18 protein-coding genes are annotated in these 16,700 nt (G+C 60.9%); 6 read left to right on the forward strand and 12 right to left on the reverse strand.

Going from position 1 to position 16,700, the window contains the following annotated elements:
* Nucleotides 1-76: 76 nt before the first annotated feature.
* The 3 genes from ARCT_RS28440 to hemE form a co-directional block, all read right to left on the reverse strand.
* Complete coding sequence (locus ARCT_RS28440) at nucleotides 77-244, reverse strand: hypothetical protein (protein WP_027241606.1); 168 nt, start codon at nucleotides 242-244, stop codon at nucleotides 77-79.
* Between the two features lie 179 nt (nucleotides 245-423).
* A complete protein-coding gene (locus tag ARCT_RS0119630; RefSeq protein WP_240476345.1) occupies nucleotides 424-966 on the reverse strand; it encodes a GNAT family N-acetyltransferase in 543 nt (180 codons plus the stop codon).
* On the reverse strand, nucleotides 956-1,990 hold the full coding sequence (gene hemE / locus ARCT_RS0119635) for a uroporphyrinogen decarboxylase (protein ID WP_027241608.1): 1,035 nt from the start codon (nucleotides 1,988-1,990) through the stop codon (nucleotides 956-958). The genes ARCT_RS0119630 and hemE overlap by 11 nt, the downstream gene beginning before the upstream one ends.
* Nucleotides 1,991-2,110: 120 nt before the next feature.
* Here hemE and hemC point away from each other — a divergent pair, with 120 nt between their 5' ends.
* The gene (hemC, locus tag ARCT_RS0119640; protein WP_027241609.1) at nucleotides 2,111-3,070 is read left to right on the forward strand and encodes a hydroxymethylbilane synthase; all 960 of its coding nucleotides are present in this window, start codon (nucleotides 2,111-2,113) and stop codon (nucleotides 3,068-3,070) included.
* A 125-nt stretch (nucleotides 3,071-3,195) separates the two neighbouring features.
* On the forward strand, nucleotides 3,196-4,140 hold the full coding sequence (locus ARCT_RS0119645) for a fatty acid desaturase family protein (protein ID WP_027241610.1): 945 nt from the start codon (nucleotides 3,196-3,198) through the stop codon (nucleotides 4,138-4,140).
* On the opposite strand, the gene ARCT_RS0119650 is transcribed toward ARCT_RS0119645, so the two are convergent.
* The 5 genes from ARCT_RS0119650 to clpS all read right to left on the reverse strand — a co-directional run bounded on the left by ARCT_RS0119650 (nucleotide 4,137) and on the right by clpS (nucleotide 8,369).
* Entirely contained in the window at nucleotides 4,137-4,952 is an 816-nt protein-coding gene (locus ARCT_RS0119650; protein WP_027241611.1) for a glycoside hydrolase family 25 protein, read from the reverse strand. The genes ARCT_RS0119645 and ARCT_RS0119650 overlap by 4 nt on opposite strands.
* A gap of 141 nt (nucleotides 4,953-5,093) precedes the next feature.
* On the reverse strand, nucleotides 5,094-5,975 hold the full coding sequence (gene hemF, locus ARCT_RS0119655) for an oxygen-dependent coproporphyrinogen oxidase (protein ID WP_379575339.1): 882 nt from the start codon (nucleotides 5,973-5,975) through the stop codon (nucleotides 5,094-5,096).
* 123 nt (nucleotides 5,976-6,098) lie between these two features.
* Nucleotides 6,099-6,902, reverse strand: a complete 804-nt coding sequence (locus ARCT_RS0119660; RefSeq protein ID WP_027241613.1) for an SDR family NAD(P)-dependent oxidoreductase — start codon at nucleotides 6,900-6,902, stop codon at nucleotides 6,099-6,101.
* 96 nt (nucleotides 6,903-6,998) lie between these two features.
* Entirely contained in the window at nucleotides 6,999-8,000 is a 1,002-nt protein-coding gene (locus ARCT_RS0119665) for a class I SAM-dependent methyltransferase (protein ID WP_027241614.1), read from the reverse strand.
* Between the two features lie 24 nt (nucleotides 8,001-8,024).
* Complete coding sequence (gene clpS / locus ARCT_RS0119670; RefSeq protein ID WP_027241615.1) at nucleotides 8,025-8,369, reverse strand: ATP-dependent Clp protease adapter ClpS; 345 nt, start codon at nucleotides 8,367-8,369, stop codon at nucleotides 8,025-8,027.
* Between the two features lie 99 nt (nucleotides 8,370-8,468).
* Here clpS and ARCT_RS0119675 point away from each other — a divergent pair, with 99 nt between their 5' ends.
* The 4 genes from ARCT_RS0119675 (at nucleotide 8,469) to ARCT_RS0119690 (ending at nucleotide 12,315) form a co-directional block, all read left to right on the forward strand.
* Nucleotides 8,469-9,200 carry an HAD family hydrolase gene (locus ARCT_RS0119675; RefSeq protein ID WP_027241616.1) on the forward strand — a complete coding sequence of 244 codons (732 nt, stop codon included), beginning with the start codon at nucleotides 8,469-8,471 and terminating at the stop codon, nucleotides 9,198-9,200.
* Nucleotides 9,201-9,246: 46 nt separating this feature from the next.
* On the forward strand, nucleotides 9,247-9,573 hold the full coding sequence (locus ARCT_RS0119680; RefSeq protein ID WP_027241617.1) for a hypothetical protein: 327 nt from the start codon (nucleotides 9,247-9,249) through the stop codon (nucleotides 9,571-9,573).
* A 342-nt stretch (nucleotides 9,574-9,915) separates the two neighbouring features.
* Nucleotides 9,916-11,661: a D-alanyl-D-alanine carboxypeptidase family protein gene (locus ARCT_RS0119685; protein ID WP_027241618.1), complete on the forward strand. Its 1,746-nt coding sequence runs from the start codon at nucleotides 9,916-9,918 to the stop codon at nucleotides 11,659-11,661.
* A gap of 177 nt (nucleotides 11,662-11,838) precedes the next feature.
* Nucleotides 11,839-12,315 (forward strand): GNAT family N-acetyltransferase, encoded by a 477-nt coding sequence (locus ARCT_RS0119690; protein ID WP_027241619.1) that lies wholly within the window; start codon nucleotides 11,839-11,841, stop codon nucleotides 12,313-12,315.
* 93 nt (nucleotides 12,316-12,408) lie between these two features.
* Here ARCT_RS0119690 and ccoS read toward each other — a convergent pair whose 3' ends face one another.
* From ccoS to ccoG, 4 genes are read right to left on the reverse strand one after another with little or no spacing between them, the layout of a single operon-like run.
* Nucleotides 12,409-12,567 carry a cbb3-type cytochrome oxidase assembly protein CcoS gene (ccoS, locus tag ARCT_RS0119695; protein ID WP_009809750.1) on the reverse strand — a complete coding sequence of 53 codons (159 nt, stop codon included), beginning with the start codon at nucleotides 12,565-12,567 and terminating at the stop codon, nucleotides 12,409-12,411.
* A gap of 33 nt (nucleotides 12,568-12,600) precedes the next feature.
* A complete protein-coding gene (locus ARCT_RS0119700; RefSeq protein WP_027241620.1) occupies nucleotides 12,601-14,781 on the reverse strand; it encodes a heavy metal translocating P-type ATPase in 2,181 nt (726 codons plus the stop codon).
* A 6-nt stretch (nucleotides 14,782-14,787) separates the two neighbouring features.
* On the reverse strand, nucleotides 14,788-15,252 hold the full coding sequence (locus tag ARCT_RS0119705; protein ID WP_027241621.1) for a FixH family protein: 465 nt from the start codon (nucleotides 15,250-15,252) through the stop codon (nucleotides 14,788-14,790).
* Between the two features lie 2 nt (nucleotides 15,253-15,254).
* Complete coding sequence (gene ccoG, locus ARCT_RS0119710) at nucleotides 15,255-16,700, reverse strand: cytochrome c oxidase accessory protein CcoG (RefSeq protein WP_036785188.1); 1,446 nt, start codon at nucleotides 16,698-16,700, stop codon at nucleotides 15,255-15,257.

The following is a 16,700-nucleotide window of genomic DNA, read 5'->3' on the forward strand; positions in this document are numbered from 1 at the left end:
CCCTATGCGGCTTTACCAGACAAAAATCGCGCGCCAACCCTCTGGCGCGCGGCGTTTCCTGCCGGGCAAAGGCCGATCATTCCTTGGCTTTGGCCTCGGCGGCGGCGGCCTTCATACGGGCCAGAAGCGCGGATTTGTCCTGCGACTTGTCATAGGGGTTTTTGCGACTGCCCTTGGCATTGTGTTCGGCGTGGCGTGGCGCATTGGTTCCCTTGCGGGCGGCTCCGGTCTTTCCATAGTCCATGGGTCTGCCCTTTGAGTTAGGATTGCTGCGGTGGTGGCTGTGATACCAGTTGTGGCGCTGATGCACCAAACCCCGGGTGTTTGCAAGGCAGGCTGGCGGGTGGGGGCTCTGCCCCTCTTGGCCTAAAGGCCAATTCACCCCGCGGTATTTCAAGTAAGATGAAGGGTGAAGGCCGGTGGCTACCGGAGCTCCGGGCAATAGGTCAGCAAGGTGTTGGGGTAGCTCTGGGTGCCGAGGCAAAAGGCGGTCTCGCCGGTGATTTCAAATCCCATGCGCTGGTAAAAGCCGATCGCAGCGGTATTTTCTGAATTGGTGGTGAGCCAGGGCGCCGGCGCTTCCAGATCGGCGCAGCGCTGCAAACCTGCCTGCAACAGCGCCCGCCCCAGCCGCCGCCCCTGATGACGCGGCTGAACATAGAGTGTTGCAATCTCGGCTGCCGAACCGGGGCCCGCAGGTGGCTTTACCCCTTCGGTGATGCGGATAAAGCCGTCGATCCCCTCGAGATTCTGCGAAACGATAAATGTCTCGCAATTCTGTTGCAGCAGCGAATAAAACCGGGCTGGCGTCAGCTCGGCAAAGACGTAGTTGGCAAACAGGCTGTTCACCCCCTGGCGCAGATAGGTGCCGACCCAGACCTCAATTGCCAGGGCTGCCAGGCTCGACGCGTCATCCAGACGCGCCGGGCGCAGGCTGATGCCAGTCCGGTTGGGATCAGCCGCCACGGATCGTATCGATCATCAGCTGCACATTGTCCGGGTCCCCATCCGGGGTGATGCCATGGCCGAGGTTGAAGATATGGGGGCCGTTTTTGAAGGCCTGCACGATGGCGCGGGTTTCATCCACCAGATCCTGGCCACCGGTCACCATATGGCGCGAAGCGAGGTTGCCCTGCACACAGCCATCGACCTGCAGGCTCTGCGCTGCCCAAAGGGGATCAACCGAGTTGTCCAGCGCCAGACAATCAATGCCGGTTTCCCTGGCAAAGCCCAGGTATTTTTCCCCCGCTTCCCGTGGAAAGCCGATGACAGGGATACCAGGGTGGCGCTGTTTCAGCGCAGCGGTGATCTCGCGGCAGGGCTCCAGCGCGTAGTTGCGGAAGTCTTCGCCTTTCAGCGAGCCCGCCCAGCTGTCAAAGATCTTGACCACCTCGGCGCCGGCCTCGATCTGTTTGGACAGGTAGTCAATGGTGGCCTCGGTGATGCGCGCCAGCAGCGCCTCAAAGAGGGGCTTGTTCGCCTGTTTCAAAGCATGGGCCGGTCCCTGATCCGGGGTACCGCGTCCGGCGATCATATAGGTCGCAACAGTCCAGGGCGCGCCGGCAAAGCCAATCAGAGTTGTCTCGCTGGGCAATTCACCCGACAGGATTTTCACCGTCTCGTAGATCGGGTTCAGGGTCTCGTGGATGTCCGATGCCGGGCCGAGCTTGGCAAAATCCGCCTCGGTTGTAATGGTCGACAGGCGCGGGCCTTCGCCGGTGACAAACCACAGATCCGCGCCCAGCGCCTGGGGGATCAGCAGGATATCGGCAAACAGGATCGCCGCATCAAAGCCAAAGCGGCGGATAGGCTGCAGGGTGACCTCGGCGGCCAGTTCCGAATTGTAGCAAAGTGACAGAAAATCCCCGGCCTGAGCCCGGGTGGCGCGGTATTCCGGCAGGTAGCGGCCAGCCTGTCGCATCATCCAGATTGGCGGCACATCCTGTGTTTCCCCTGCCAATGCGCGCAGAATTTTCTTTTGTTCAGCCATGTCACCCTCGATTGTGCCTGCTCGTTGTGTCGCCCATGAGGTCGACCCAAAGCGGCAAATTGTCAAGGGTAGCCTGACCAATGCTTGCAACGGCAAATCGCCGCTACTAAAGGTCATTACATGACACAGAACCTGCCCTCCCCCGCTTCTCCGCTGAAAATTGGCACCCGTGGATCGCCGCTGGCGCTGGCCCAGGCCTATGAGACCCGCCGCCGTTTGGCTGCGGCCTTTGATCTGGCGCCCGAAGCCTTTGAAATTGTGGTGATCAAGACCAGTGGCGACAACCAGGCTTTGATTGCAGCAGACAAGCCGCTCAAGGAGCTGGGCGGCAAGGGGCTGTTCACCAAGGAGATCGAAGAGGACCTGTTGTCGGGGGCCATCGATATTGCGGTGCATTCGATGAAGGATATGCCGGTGGCCCAGCCTGCGGGGCTGCTGCTGGACTGCTATCTGCCCCGCGAGGACGTGCGTGATGCCTTTGTGTCGCCAAAGTTTTCCCGGCTCCAGGATCTGGCGCCCGGCGCTGTGGTTGGCACCTCGTCGCTGCGCCGCCGCGCCCAGTTGATGAACCGCCGCCCCGACCTGCAGGTGGTGGAGTTCCGTGGCAATGTGCAGACCCGGCTGAAAAAGCTGAACGAGGGCGTTGCCGAATGCACCTTTCTGGCGATGGCCGGTCTGAACCGGCTGGCAATGGCGGATGTGCCTGCCACCGCGATCGAGACCACTGACATGCTGCCTGCTGTGGCGCAGGGCGCAATTGGCATCGAGCGGCGCAGCGATGACAGCCGCACCGCTGCGATGCTTGAGGCGATCCATGATATCACCACTGGTCAGCGGCTGGCGGCGGAGCGCGCCTTTCTGGCGGCGCTGGATGGGTCCTGCGAAACACCAATTGCCGGTCTGGCTGAGCTGAATGGCGGCACCCTGCGGCTGCGCGGCGAAGTGCTGCGCCCCGATGGGTCGCAAGCCATTGCCGAAGATCAGACCTGCGCCATCGAAGACGGGGCAGACCTGGGGCGGGACATGGCTGCAAAACTGCTGGCCACAGCCGGTCCCGGCTTTTTCGACTGGCGCCAGTAGGGCCGCAGTTCCTCAGCCGCAGCTCCTAAAAAAGTGCCGCCACGACATACGCAAAAGTATGACGTGGCGCCCTATTTGACCGCGTCCCCTGATGCAGGCGATCCTGTGGCCAGGAGGAGCCCATCATGACACCCGGAAAATCTTATCTCAGCAGCGAAGAGATCCGCCCCCTGGCCGAAAGGTCCGATGCCATGGGGCTGTGGCTGGTTCTGCATTGCTGGGGGGTGATCGCCTGTGCGCTGGCGCTGTTTGCCCTCTGGCCCAATCCCTTCACCTTTGTCATTGCGGTCATGGTGATCGGCTCGCGCCAGTTGGGGCTGGCGATCCTGATGCATGAGGCGGCGCATAACGCCCTGTTCAAGAGCCGCAAATGGAATGACATCATTGGCGAGTGGCTGTGCGGGCGGCCCATTCTGGCCGAACTTGCCGCCTATCGCCATTACCACCTGACGCATCATCGCTTTACCCAGACGGACAAAGACCCGGATCTGAAGCTCAGCGCCAAATTCCCCACCTCCAAGGCTTCGCTCAAGCGCAAATTCACCCGCGACCTGACCGGCCAGACCGGCACCAAACAGCTGCTGGGCCAAATCCTGATGAGCTTTCGCCTGGCTGGCGACGATGACGCCATCGCGGCCGCCGCCTCGGATTTTGCCCAGAGCTTCAAGGCGCCACATCTATGGAAATCTCTGCCGGTGTTTATTGGCGTCGCGGTGGCGATGAGCCTGATTGGCAGCTGGTGGTGGGGCCTGGCCTTCTGGCTGCTGCCCTATCTCACCTGGTTCCAGTTTGTGCTGCGGGTGCGCAACATCGCCGAACATGGCGCGGTGGAGCAATCGCAAAACCCGCTGCAAAACGTGCGCACCACCAAGGCAGGCCCCATCGCCCGGCTGTTTGTGGCGCCCTATTGGGTCAACTATCATCTGGAGCATCACATGGTGATGCATGTGCCCTGCTGGCAGCTGAAAAACATGCACAAGGCGCTGCTGGACAAGGGTATCGGCCCGGATATGCGCATCGCCTCCGGCTATGGTCAGGCGCTGGCCGAGGCCGGTTGGAAACGCGCCTAGAGCTGCCCCGACCAGCGCAGCCAGGATTCGGGACTGTCGTGGAAGACGTTCAGATCCACCTCCCCCTGGATGCCCGGAACCAGGCCAGTGCCGGTATATTGCCACAGCCGCCAAAAGGCGCCGGGGTAGACCTGACGCGGATGCCCCGCGACCGAGCGCAGCCAGAATTCGGTGCCGTGCAAACGGCCAATGCCGGTCTCGCGATAAAAATCCACCGTGGTATAGACCACAGGGCGCTGCCCATAATGCGCCTCGAGCAGGGCCAGGAATTTGCGCGCTTCGGCCCGCACCACCCGGCCATCGGGACGTTTGGTGCAGGTGCGCGAGCGCGGATTCCATTCCATGTCGAGCACCGGCGGCAGCGCATTGGCATCGCGCGGCACATGTTTGATGAACCAGCGCGCCTGCTGTTCTGCGGGGCGACAGAAATAATAGTAGTGATAGGCGCCACGCGGCATCCCGGCCCGCGCCGCACCGCGCCAGTTGTCGCTGAAGGCAGGATCTGCGACATCGCCGCCCTCGGTGGCCTTGAGATAGGCAAAGGAGACCCCGGCCCGCCGGACCTGCGGCCAGTCGATCTCTCCCTGGTAGCGCGACACATCAATCCCATGGATCGCATAGCTGTTGGGGCCACGTCCGGTCCATTCATGCGGGTCGCTGTCGCCAAAACGCGGATAGGTTTTGAGCTGCGCCAACTGCGCCTCGGAGGGAGGTTGTGTGGGTGTTGCGCTTGCCTCAGGTGGCGGCGGTGATTTGGCACCGCAACTTGCAAGGGCCACCATCACCAGAAGACTTAGAAACCTACTGCGCATCTCAAACCCTAAACCAAATGAAAAAGAACCGGCGCAATGCAGCCGGTTCCTTTAATCTGTATCGAAGAAGCCCGTTTTCCTAGGGCAAAGCCACAGGTTACAGGAAATGGGCGTGATTTCGCGGGCGGCCAGACAGCGGCCTTAGACCCATTTTGCCAGGGGGGGCAGGCTCATCAGTACCGCATTGGCATCATGGCCGGTCTCCAGGCCAAATTTGGTGCCGCGATCATAGACCAGATTATACTCCGCATAGAGCCCGCGATGCACCAGCTGCGCGTCCTTATCGGCCTCCGAGAAACCTTGGCCCCGGCGTTTGTCCACCAGCGGCAGATAGGCGGGCAGAAAGGCGCGGCCAATATCCTGCGTCAGGGCAAAATCCGCAGCCCAGTCGCCGCTGTTGTGATCATCCATGAAGATGCCGCCAACACCGCGCGCCCGGTTGCGGTGGGGGATATAGAAATACTCATCCGCCCATTCCTTGAGACGCGGATACAAATCGGCACCATGCGGGTCGAGATGGGCCTTCTGGGTGGCGTGAAAATGCGCGGTGTCATCCTCATATTCGATGCAGGGGTTCAGATCCGAACCGCCGCCAAACCACCAGGCATGCGGCGTCCAGAACATCCGGGTATTCATATGCACTGCGGGTGCATGAGGGTTGCGCATATGCGCCACCAGGGAAATCCCCGAAGCCCAGAATCGCGGGTCTTCGCTCATCCCCGGCAGGCCCTTGCGCGCTGCCATGGCGTTCTGCGCCCGTTCGCCCAGGGTGCCGTAGACCTCGGAAATATTGACGCCGACTTTTTCAAACACCCGCCCGCCGCGCATCACGCTCATCAAGCCGCCGCCGGCGTCAGAGCCATCCGCCGAGGCTCGCGTGGTTTCAGAAACCTCAAACCGTCCCGGCTCCAGATCCGCAAAGGGCCCATCGTCATGGCGGTCTTCCAGCGCTTCAAAGGCGGCGACAATTTCATCCCGCAGCTGGCGGAACCAAGCGGCGGCCTGGGCTTTTTCATCAGTCATTTCGCGAGGCAAGTCAGCGGTCATCAAGGGGGCTTTCTGCTTGGTATCTTGGGGGGCCTGGGTCGTGGGGGACCTGAGATTTGGCGGGGCTGAGATCTTGGGGACCGGGCAGGAACAGGTGTTTTAGTGAACCGGCGCGGCAACGGGATCCAGCAGGGTGCGGCCGCCATCAAGGGTCAAGATCTGGCCTGTCATAAACCCAGCGGCATCCGAGGCCAGAAACTGCGCCGTTTCGGTCAGCTCCGTCGGCGAGGCAATCCGGCCCAGGGGCGTGTGCTGTTCGATGTCCAGACGATAGCTGCGGTTATCCTTGAGTGTTGATTGCATCGAGGCGCTCATCACCGATCCAAAGGCAATGGAGTTCACCCGGATACGATGGGGCGACAGGGAGACCGACAGCGACCGCGTCAGCTGGTCCAGCGCCGCAGAGGCAACGGAATAGGCCATCAGCTCGGGGTGGGTGCGTCGGGCCGCAATGGAGGAGAGATTGACGATGGCCCCCAGTGGTGTATCCGGCTCACCGCCCTCGCCCTGTTTGATCATCCGGCGCGCCACCTGTTGCGACAGGCGCAGCGTTGGCAGCAGGTTCTCCGTCAACAACATCTCCAGCGATTCGTCGTTGGGATCCAAGGGATCGCTTTGCACCACCTGACGCGCCCCGTTCACCAGAATATCGATGTCCTCAAAGGCGTCGATGGTCGCCGACAGCAGATTGGCAATGGTCAGGCGTTCGCGCAGATCGCCGGCAAAATAGCGGATATTGCTCTCATCCGCCTGTTCTCCCAGCTCGCGCACCAGCGCGGCCTCATTGGTATCTGCAAACATGACATTGGCTCCGGCGGCCACAAACTGACGGCCAATGGCCAGACCAATACCCGTCGAGGAACCGGTGACGATGGCTGTCTTGCCAGCGATGGAAAAGGACATGCGAGGCATACTCCTGAGGTTTGATTTTGGCTGCGAGCCTACCCCCCGCTTCTACTTTTGGAAACGATGAATGTAGGCGCCGCGCGCGGGAAGATATCAGCCTTTGGCGCGCCGCGGGCGTTGGGCATGCAGGACCTTGAACCGGTTATCGCCCGCAACTTCGTTTACAGCGGCAAAACGCTCTCCCAGCAGGGTCTCGTAGGGCAGGTGCCGGTTGGCCACCATCCACAGATGCCCCGAGGCCACCAGCATAGAGGCCGCCGCCGAAATAAAGGCCTGCCCCAGCTCTGGTTCGGCACTGCGCCCCGCGTGAAAGGGCGGGTTCATCACCACCGTGTTGACCTGCTCTGGGGCCTGCCACTTGCGTGCATCGGCCCAGTGGAACTGTGCCCGCGCATCCACAACATTCTGCCGCGCACAGCCCAGCGCCACATGGTCGGCCTCAACCAGATGCAGATGTTCGACACCTGCGCGGGTCAGGATCTGCGCTGCCAGATAACCCCAGCCGGCGCCAAGGTCAGCCACCCTGCGGCCCAGTTTCTCTGGCAGGCACTCCGCCAGGAGCCTGGAGGCCGGGTCGATGCCATCGGCAGAAAACACCCCCGGCGCGGTGACAAAGCCCTCGACCTTGCTGCCCTCTGCCGGGAGCCAGTCATTGAGTACATTGTTTCCGCCCTGGAACCAGAAAATCTTACCGTGTGCCTTTGACACCGGCGCCGATGTTTCGGTGAGTTTACGCAGGGCCTTGAGGACCGAATCAATCCCGTCGGTCTTGGCGCCATCCACCAGCACCGGGCCGGTGGTCACCGCCTCCGCCTGGGCGAGTAGCTGACGGGCCTCGGCCTTGGCGCGCGGCAAAAAGACCACGGCCGCGGCAAAGCGCTCTTGCGCGGGCAGATCCGCCACCTCGGGCAGGCAGGCAAAGCCGGCTGCCTCAAAGGCTTCAAAGTCTGGGCGCACGCGCTGCAGGATCAGCAGCCGTTCTTTTGGCAGGGCAGACAGATCCACACCAGCGCGCGGCGCAAAGACGGCGATGCGCCCCTCTGGGGGCATGACACAGCCACCCGGTTCTAAGGCCAGGGATAGGCGCAGGGACATGGCATAGCCTCTTGTATGTTGATATTATTCTTCTTTTTCCATCGTGCATTGCAGCGGATGCTGATGACGATTGGCAAAATCCATCACCTGACCAACCTTGGTCTCGGCGATTTCATGGGTAAAGACCCCAACCACCGCAACACCTTTTTTGTGCACGGTGAGCATGATTTCAAAGGACTGCGCATGGGTCATGCCAAAGAACCGTTCCAACACCAGCACGACAAATTCCATGGGCGTGTAGTCGTCATTGAGCAACAGCACCTTGTAGCGCGGCGGGCGCTGGGTCTTGGGGCGTGTCTTGGTCAGCAGACCCAGATCGCTATCATCGTCATCCGAGAATTTGGACATCATCACAGGCAGCAGCGGCATCAGCTTAGTGTTCCAGTCATGCATGGAAATCTATATCCCGCTTATATAGCGTAAAGCCAGCTCAGGAAAAGGGGCAGGCAAAGGGATTGAAGCAGCACCGTGACAGGCAATTTGACAACCATTGGCTTTGATGCCGACGATACGCTTTGGCACAATGAGCGGTTTTTCCGGGTAACCCAGGACCGTTTTGCCGAGCTGTTGCAGGATCACACCCCGGTTGATCTGGACCGCACGACCCTGGAGCAGCGCTTGTTGGAGGCTGAAAAACGCAATCTCGGGCGCTATGGCTATGGAGTCAAAGGTTTTACCCTGTCGATGATCGAAACCGCCATCGACGTCACTGATCAACAGGTTCCCGCCTCTGTCATCCAAGAGCTGATCGTGGCGGGACAGATGATGCTCTCCTATCCGATCGACCTGCTGCCCCATGCCCAAGCGGCCGTTGAACAGCTGGCCGCAAGCCACCGGGTGGTGCTGATCACCAAGGGCGATTTGCTGGATCAGGAACGCAAGCTGGCGCAGTCCGGTCTGGGCGATTTGTTTGACGCGGTCGAGATCGTCTCGGAAAAGACCCCCGCAGTATACCAGGAGATTTTCAACCGCCACGGCGACGGCATTCACCGCGCCATGATGGTTGGCAACTCCATGCGCTCGGACGTGGTGCCGCCGATCACCGCAGGCGGCTGGGGCACCTATGTGCCACACGGGGAAATCTGGCAGCTGGAACATGCCGAGCCCCCGGAAGACAGCCCCCGCTACAACGCCATCGCGGATCTCAGCCAGCTGCCACAGCTGGTGTCACAGATTGAAAAAAGCCTCGCGGCACTGTAATGCCGCAGCAGAACACAAAGCCAAAGAACAACAAAGCAGATAGCCTATGCCACATGCAGAGATAAAATACTCCAGTGACCTGCAGCTCGACAGCGCTGCGATTCTGGCTGAGATTGAGGCAATTATCCTGCGTCACGACGGAGGTGCCGGCGCCTGTAAAGGGCGCGCCTACCCCACAGATGAATTCCATCACAGCCATGTCACCGTCAGCGTCTCTCTGCTGGTCAAACCACATCGCGACGCCGCATTTTCCACGGCTCTGCTCGACGCGCTGGAGCAGGCCGTCAGCGCCAGGTTGCCCCGCCCCTGCGAGTTTTCCTTTGGGCTGCACTATTCCACCCCATTTTACGTGACGCGCAGGCTTGAACCCTAGGGGCAGGCACGGCCTCCTGGGGCGTCAAACCCCCAAGCGCAGATCCTCAAGCCGAAGCCCGCAAAAAACCCGCACCTGTTGCACAGAAGCCGCACAGGCCACAAAATCCCCGCTGTAGCCGCAGACTACGGCGCCGGAAAGCTGCACATTTTTATTTACACTTCCTTAAGACACCCCCGATCTAGCCGGGACTCGCCACTGCGCTACTAAATCTGGGGGAAGTCATTTCTCCAGCCCTGTCAATCCACAGATCGCAAAGGTTTCTTCTAGCCATCGTCTATGCTACGGTTTTTATGTAGCAGGCAAAATCGTCAGCCGGAAAACCGGCGGCAAGAGGCAAAAATGGCAGATATCGTGCAGATCAGGTGTAATCACCTGGTTCGCGGGCAGCGGGCATTGGCCCGGTCTGTGCTGTGGATCATGGGTGTTCTTCTCTCTCTTGGGATGGTGCTGATTCCCCCGACGCAGGCGCAGGCAGCGGCCTATGCTGCCGTAGTTGTTGACGCGCGCACCGGAGAAGTTCTGCATTCGCGCAACGCAGATGCCCGGCTGCATCCCGCCTCTCTGACCAAGATGATGACCCTCTACATTGCCTTTGAAGCGGTGCGAAACGGCGAAATCTCCCTTGACCAAAAGGTGCGCATCAGCAGAAACGCCTCTTCCGAGCCCCCCTCAAAGCTGGGGTTGAAAACGGGTCAGCAGATTGCCTTTCGCTATCTGATCCGGGCCGCAGCCGTGAAATCAGCCAATGATGCCGCCACCGCCATCGGGGAGGCCATTTCGGGATCCGAGGCCGCCTTTGCCCGCCGCATGACCCGCACCGCCAAAGCGCTTGGCATGTCGCGCACCACTTTCAAAAACGCCCATGGGCTGACCGAGGCGGGGCATCTGTCTACCGCCCGTGACATGACCACCCTGGGTCGCCATATCCTCTATGACTACCCCGAGTATTATCACCTGTTTTCACGCACCACGATTGATGCGGGCGTCAAAACAGTCCCCAATACAAACCGACGCCTGCTGGCCGCCTACAAAGGTGCCGACGGGATCAAGACCGGCTATACGCGGGCTGCGGGCTCCAATCTCGTGGCCTCGGCCAAACGGGGCAATGAGCGCATCATCGCAACCGTTTTTGGCGGCAAATCGTCTACCTCGCGCAATGCCAAGATTGTCGAACTGCTGGATCTCGGCTTTCGCCGCGCCCCCTCGCAGGCCCGCGTTCAGGCGCCGGGACGTCCGGCCTATGTTGGCAATCGCGGGATTGGCGCCACGACCTTGGTTGCAGATGCAGGCACCACAAGCGGCGGCGCGGGCAAGACGGTCCGCGTCAATGGTCTGGTGAATACCAGCCTTCGCCCCCTGGCGCGTCCCATCCCAATTGTCGACCCGGCTGTCATCGTCGAAGCGGTGCAGATTGCCACCGCCAGCCAGGTCACTGACAGCCAGGCCACCGCCCCCCAGGCCCAGGCAACCGAGACACAGGACGGCGAAGCACAAGACACCGAGACACAAGACACTGAGACATTGGCCACCGCTGCTCTGGCGGCGGAGCCATCCGCAGAGAGTGGCACCGGGATTGATCCCGATATTCTGCAAGCCAGCATCACCGCAGCCATTACAGAGGCCAAGGTGCTGCCTGCCTCGACCGGGCCGGTTCCCAGCAACTCAGAGCAGGCCACAGGTGCTGCAACAGTGACCGCAGCCGTCGTGCAGTCCTCTGCCCCCACCAGGGTACAAACCCTGGCCTATACCGGGCTGCGGCCAATGGCCCGCCCGGTCAGACTGGCCAATGCGGCGGCGCCCAGCGACCAGCAGCCTGTGGTGGTGACCCGGCTCTCCACCTCGGGCGGCAGATATTGGGGCATCAATGTCGGGCGCTACACCACCGCCTATCAGGCTGAAAAGGTCCTGCTGCGCACCGCCCTGTCCGAAATGGAGACCCTGAACGGCACCCTGCGCAAGGTGGCAAAATCACGTCTGGGCTTTGACGCCAATTTTCTGGGCATGACCAAAGAACAGGCCGACCTCGCCTGCCGCCGCTTGAGCGCCCGCAACATCGCCTGCGACACGCTCGGCCCCTCGTCCTGAGGCCACCCCCGATCCAAGCGACCAGGGGCTTACCTCCCGTACGAGGTCGCAGCAAAAGGCCCCTCTTTGGAGGGGCCTTTTTGTATTTGCAAACCGCAGAAATGAGCCCATTGCGTTCAAAGCACTTTCTATCGAATATCCTGGAAACGATATGCGAAAAGGCACTTAGGACAGACCATGCCCCTGCTTGATCCCCTGCGGATAACGCCAGACAGCCCCCTTATTCCTTCGGTTTTAAAGCTCGTTCAACGCGAGTTCGCCTATATGGAGGCAAGAATAAACCCACAATCGTCGATGCACAAATTGACCACGCTCGACATTGAAAAGCAGTGTGTTACAGGCGAAGTCTGGGTCATTGGGGAACGCCCTGACGCATGTGTTTTCTTCACAGAAAAAGCGGATTGCTTCTATTTGGGGAAACTTGCCGTTGCCGCAGAACAGCGGGGCAAGGGATATGCGCGGCAATTGATCCGGCTGGCAGAACAACGGGCCCGGACAAAAGGGTTCTCAATTTTGGAATTGGAAACGCGGATAGAGCTCGTAGAAAATCACAAGACCTTTCAGCGGTTTGGGTTCAAGAAAACCAGTGAGGAGGCACATCCTGGTTTTCTTGAACCCACCTATATCGTCATGCGGAAAACGATCCTGTCCTGAACATCGCACCAGATCTTCGCCAGGGTCCGCATCTCGACCATTGCCCCCTGCCCTATTGGGCCATGGTCAATTTCGCCTAGGGTCGTCCAGCGTTCACGGTTTGGGGTGATCGTCCCATTCCTCGCTGAGGATGCGGCGCGAGTCGCCTTCCGGGTCGTCATATTGGTTTGAGCGCACCGTGTAGACAAAGGCCGCCAAGGCGCCACCGCCCAGCAGCAGCGAAATGGGGATGAGATAGGCAAGGACGCTCATGGCTTGGGCACTTTTTGTCAGGCGCGGCGCGGGTTATTTCAGGCGCAGCGCATTAAGGGAAACGGTGATCGAAGAGCTGGACATCGCCAGCGCCGCAATCAAGGGGGTGGCAAAGCCGGCAATGGCCAGCGGCACCGCGATCACATTGTACAGGGTGGCAATGCGGAAATTTTCGCGGATGCGTTTGGTGGCCTTGCTGGCCACCACACAGGCCTCGGCGATGGGCTCAAGGTCCTGCCCCAGCAACACAATGTCCGAGGCCACGCGGGCTGCATCCAAGGCAGAGGCGGGCGAGATCGAGACATGCGCCGCCGTCAGCGCTGCGGTGTCATTTAGACCATCCCCCACCATCAGCACCTTGCGGCCCTGATCCGACAGGGACTGGACCCGTGCGGCCTTATCCTGCGGCAGCGCCTCGGCCAGCCATTTCTGGATGCCCAGACGATGGGCCAGATCCTCCACCGCGGCGGTGGTATCACCTGAAATCAACAGAACTTCTTTGCCAGCCGCATGCAACTGCGCCACGGCCTCGGCCGCACCGGGGCGCAGGGCGTCGTGAAACAGGAAACCACGCGGCGCTGTGCCGTCGCCGGTATCCAGCCAGGCCGCTGTTTGGCTGCCCTGATCGGCGCCCAGCCAGGCGGCGCGCCCCAGGCGGACTGTACGCCCCTGAAACTGGCCTTCGCTGCCAAATCCGGGGCGCTCTTGCAGCTCTGTGACCTTTGCAGGGGCAATGCCCGCAGCCCGGGCCGCAGCGGTCAGGGACCGTGACAGCGGATGCGATGAGCCTTCGGCCAGGGCCAGGGCAATTGCCAGCTCGGCGCGGCTAAAGGCGTCGAGGTTTTCCAGCTGCGGCGTGCCCGCCGTCAGGGTGCCGGTCTTGTCAAACACCACGGTATCGACCCCGGCCAGACGCTCCAGCGCGGTGGAATGTTTGATCAACATGCCTTTTTTGAACAACCGCCCCGAGGCGGCGGTGGTTACCGCAGGCACCGCAAGGCCCAGCGCACAGGGGCAGGTGATGATCAGCACAGCCGCCGCAATATTCAGCGCCATGCGCAGATCATAGGTGTAGAGATACCAGCCAATAAAGGCCAAGGCCGACAGGATATGTACACCAGGGGCATAAAGCTTGGCGGCGCTATCGGCCAGCGAGGTATAGCGCGAGCGACCAGATTCAGCGATGGCCACCAGATCCGCCATCCGGTGCAGCGAGGTATCCTCGCCCACCGCTTCGGCCCGGACCACCAGCGGGCCGGTCAGATTGACCTCCCCCGCAGAGACCCGGGTGCCCGGCTCGGCAAAGACCGGCAGGGTTTCCCCGGTGAGCAGCGAGCGATCCAGTTCTGACTGGCCGGTGGCGATGACGCCATCAACGGGCATACGGCCACCGGGGCGCACCAGGATAAGATCGCCAATGGCAAGCTCCGAGACCGCCACCTCGACCTCCCTGTCGCCTTCCATGCGGATGGCGCGGGGCACTTCAAGTGCGGCGAGTTCTTCGGCGGCAGAGCGCGCCACGGCACGGGTGCGATAGTCCAGATAGCGCCCGGCCAGCAAAAAGAAGGTCAGCGTCAGAGCCGCATCAAAATAGGCATGCTCGCCCGACAGGCTGGTCTCCCACAGCGAGGTGATCAGCGCCAGCGCCAGCGCCAGAACAATTGGCACATCCATGTTGAGCCGCCCCACCCGCAGGGCGCTCCAGGCATTGGTAAAGAAGGGTTTGCCAGCAAAGATCACCGCCGGAAAGGCAATCGCCGCCGAGATCCAGTGGAACATATCGCGGGTTGCATCCGATGCCCCGGACCAGACCGAGATCGACAGGAGCATCACATTCATCGAGGCAAAGCCGGCAACCGCCAGCCGCATCAACAGATCCCGCCCGGCCCGGTCGCTTTGGGTGGCGGCAAGTGTCGCCAGATCCAGCTCATGCGCCTCAAATCCCAGACCTTCGAGCACCGGGATCAGATCATCGGCGCGCACCTCAGGGTCGGCTTCGATCAGGGCCCGTTTCAAGGTCAGATTGACCCGCGCCGAATGAATGCCGGGATGGGCATTCAACCCGCGCTCGACCTTGGAAATACAGGCCTGACAGTGGATTGTCGGCAGCGACAGCGCCAGACGCGCCTCGGTTGGAGCCATGTCCACCGCCTCGCTTGGGGCGGCAACACAGCCGGGGCATACGGCCATTGCGGGGCGCATCTGGGCGGTCATATCTGTCTAGCCTCTTACGTGCAGGATCACCCGCTGGGTAAACTCAACGCCATTTTTAGCCCGTGCCACCATGCGGATGTTCCAGTTGCCCGGCCCCAGCTCAGCCGGGGCCACATAGGCAGTCCCGTTGAACTTGAACTCCGGATTCTGGTCGTCTTTCACATGGGTGGCGCGGCCCAGGATCGCGGTCAGCTTGGCCACCTCGACAGGGTTTCCCTCGGCGTCAGAAATCTCCAGCGTGACCTGGTCTTCCTGGGCTGAGGCATAGACCGACCAGCCAAGCGACTGCTGCGCGTCGCGCCGCAGGTCGAATTCCTGGCTGGCCACATAGGAGTTCTTCACTTCCAGGCCGGGGAAGGTTTTGACCGCGTTGTAAGCCAGCGCCAGGTTGACGCTGATAATCACCCCAAAAGCGCCGCAAAAGACCATCAGCATATGACGACCGGTAAATTCACGCGTGCCCTTTGCCATGATCAGTTCCCTTTTCCGTTAAAGGTGGTGTCCTTATAGGCCCGCTCACCATTGGTGAGATCTTCAACCCAGATTCTAACCGGGGTGGATTCCGCCTCAGACGCCGCAGCCCCTTTGGGTGTCACGATATAGACCCGTTGAAGATAGGCGGTATCGGCCGGAACCTCAACCGAGGCATAGGGCGTGCCTTCGAGCTGCACCCGCATGGCCGGATCGCCTTTGAGCGACAGTTTGAACGGGCGTGGCTCCCCATGTTTGTTGCGCAGGCGCACATCATAGGTGTTGCGCACCGAGCCATCCGAGAGGGTGACAAAGGTGGGGTTACGCACCGGCGCCACGGTCAGGTCGATATCGGAGCGGATGAACAGGGCAAAAACCAGCGCCAGCCCCACAAACCCCCACATCGCGGTATACATGATGGTGCGCGGACGCAGGATATGCTTCCAGATGTTTTTCGGCGGCTGACCGGCGCGTTCATGGGCCTCATCCGAGAGCGCCATATAGTCGATCAAGCCGCGCGGCTTGCCGATCTTGGCCATGACATCATCGCAGGCATCAATACACAGCGCGCAGGTGATGCATTCCAGCTGCTGGCCGTCGCGAATATCAATTCCCACCGGGCAGACATTGACGCAGGCCATACAGTCGATGCAGTCGCCCTGAGGCTCTGCGGCGATCTCGGCCTTGCCCTTGTTCTTGTTCAGTTTGCCGCGCGGCTCACCACGCCAGTCGCGGTAGCCCACCACCAGGGTGTCTTCGTCCATCATTGCCGCCTGGATACGGGGCCAGGGGCAGGCATAGATGCAGATCTGTTCGCGGGCGATACCACCAAAGAAGAAGGTCGTCGCTGTCAGCACCAGCATAGTGGTATAGGCAATGGGATGGGCCTGACCGGTGACCAGATCCACCATCAAGGTTGGCGCATCGGCAAAATAGAACACCCAGGCCCCACCGGTGGCCAGACCAATCAACATCCACGCCGTCCATTTGGTCAGCCGCAGCCGAGCTTTGCGGAAATCCATTTTCTTTTGCCGATGCAGGCGAAGACGGGCGTTTCGATCGCCTTCGATCCATCGTTCCACCAGAATAAACAGATCGGTCCAGACCGTCTGCGGACAGGCATAGCCGCACCAGACCCGCCCCAAAGCAGAGGTGAACAGGAACAGCCCCAGGCCGGCCATGATCAAGAGGCCGGCAACAAAGTAGAACTCATGCGGCCAGATTTCGATCCAGAAGAAGTAAAAGCGCCGGTTGGCCAGATCCAGCAGAACCGCCTGATCCGGCAATGATGGCCCACGATCCCAGCGGATCCAGGGGGTTATGTAATAGATCCCCAATGTGATCGCCAAAATGTACCATTTCAGGCTGCGAAAAACGCCCGATACACGCCGTGGAAATACGGGTTCCCTGGCGGCATATAGGCTGGGGGCGGGATCGGAATCACTCAC

It is taken from the genome of Pseudophaeobacter arcticus DSM 23566, from assembly GCF_000473205.1.
Lineage (GTDB): Bacteria > Pseudomonadota > Alphaproteobacteria > Rhodobacterales > Rhodobacteraceae > Pseudophaeobacter > Pseudophaeobacter arcticus.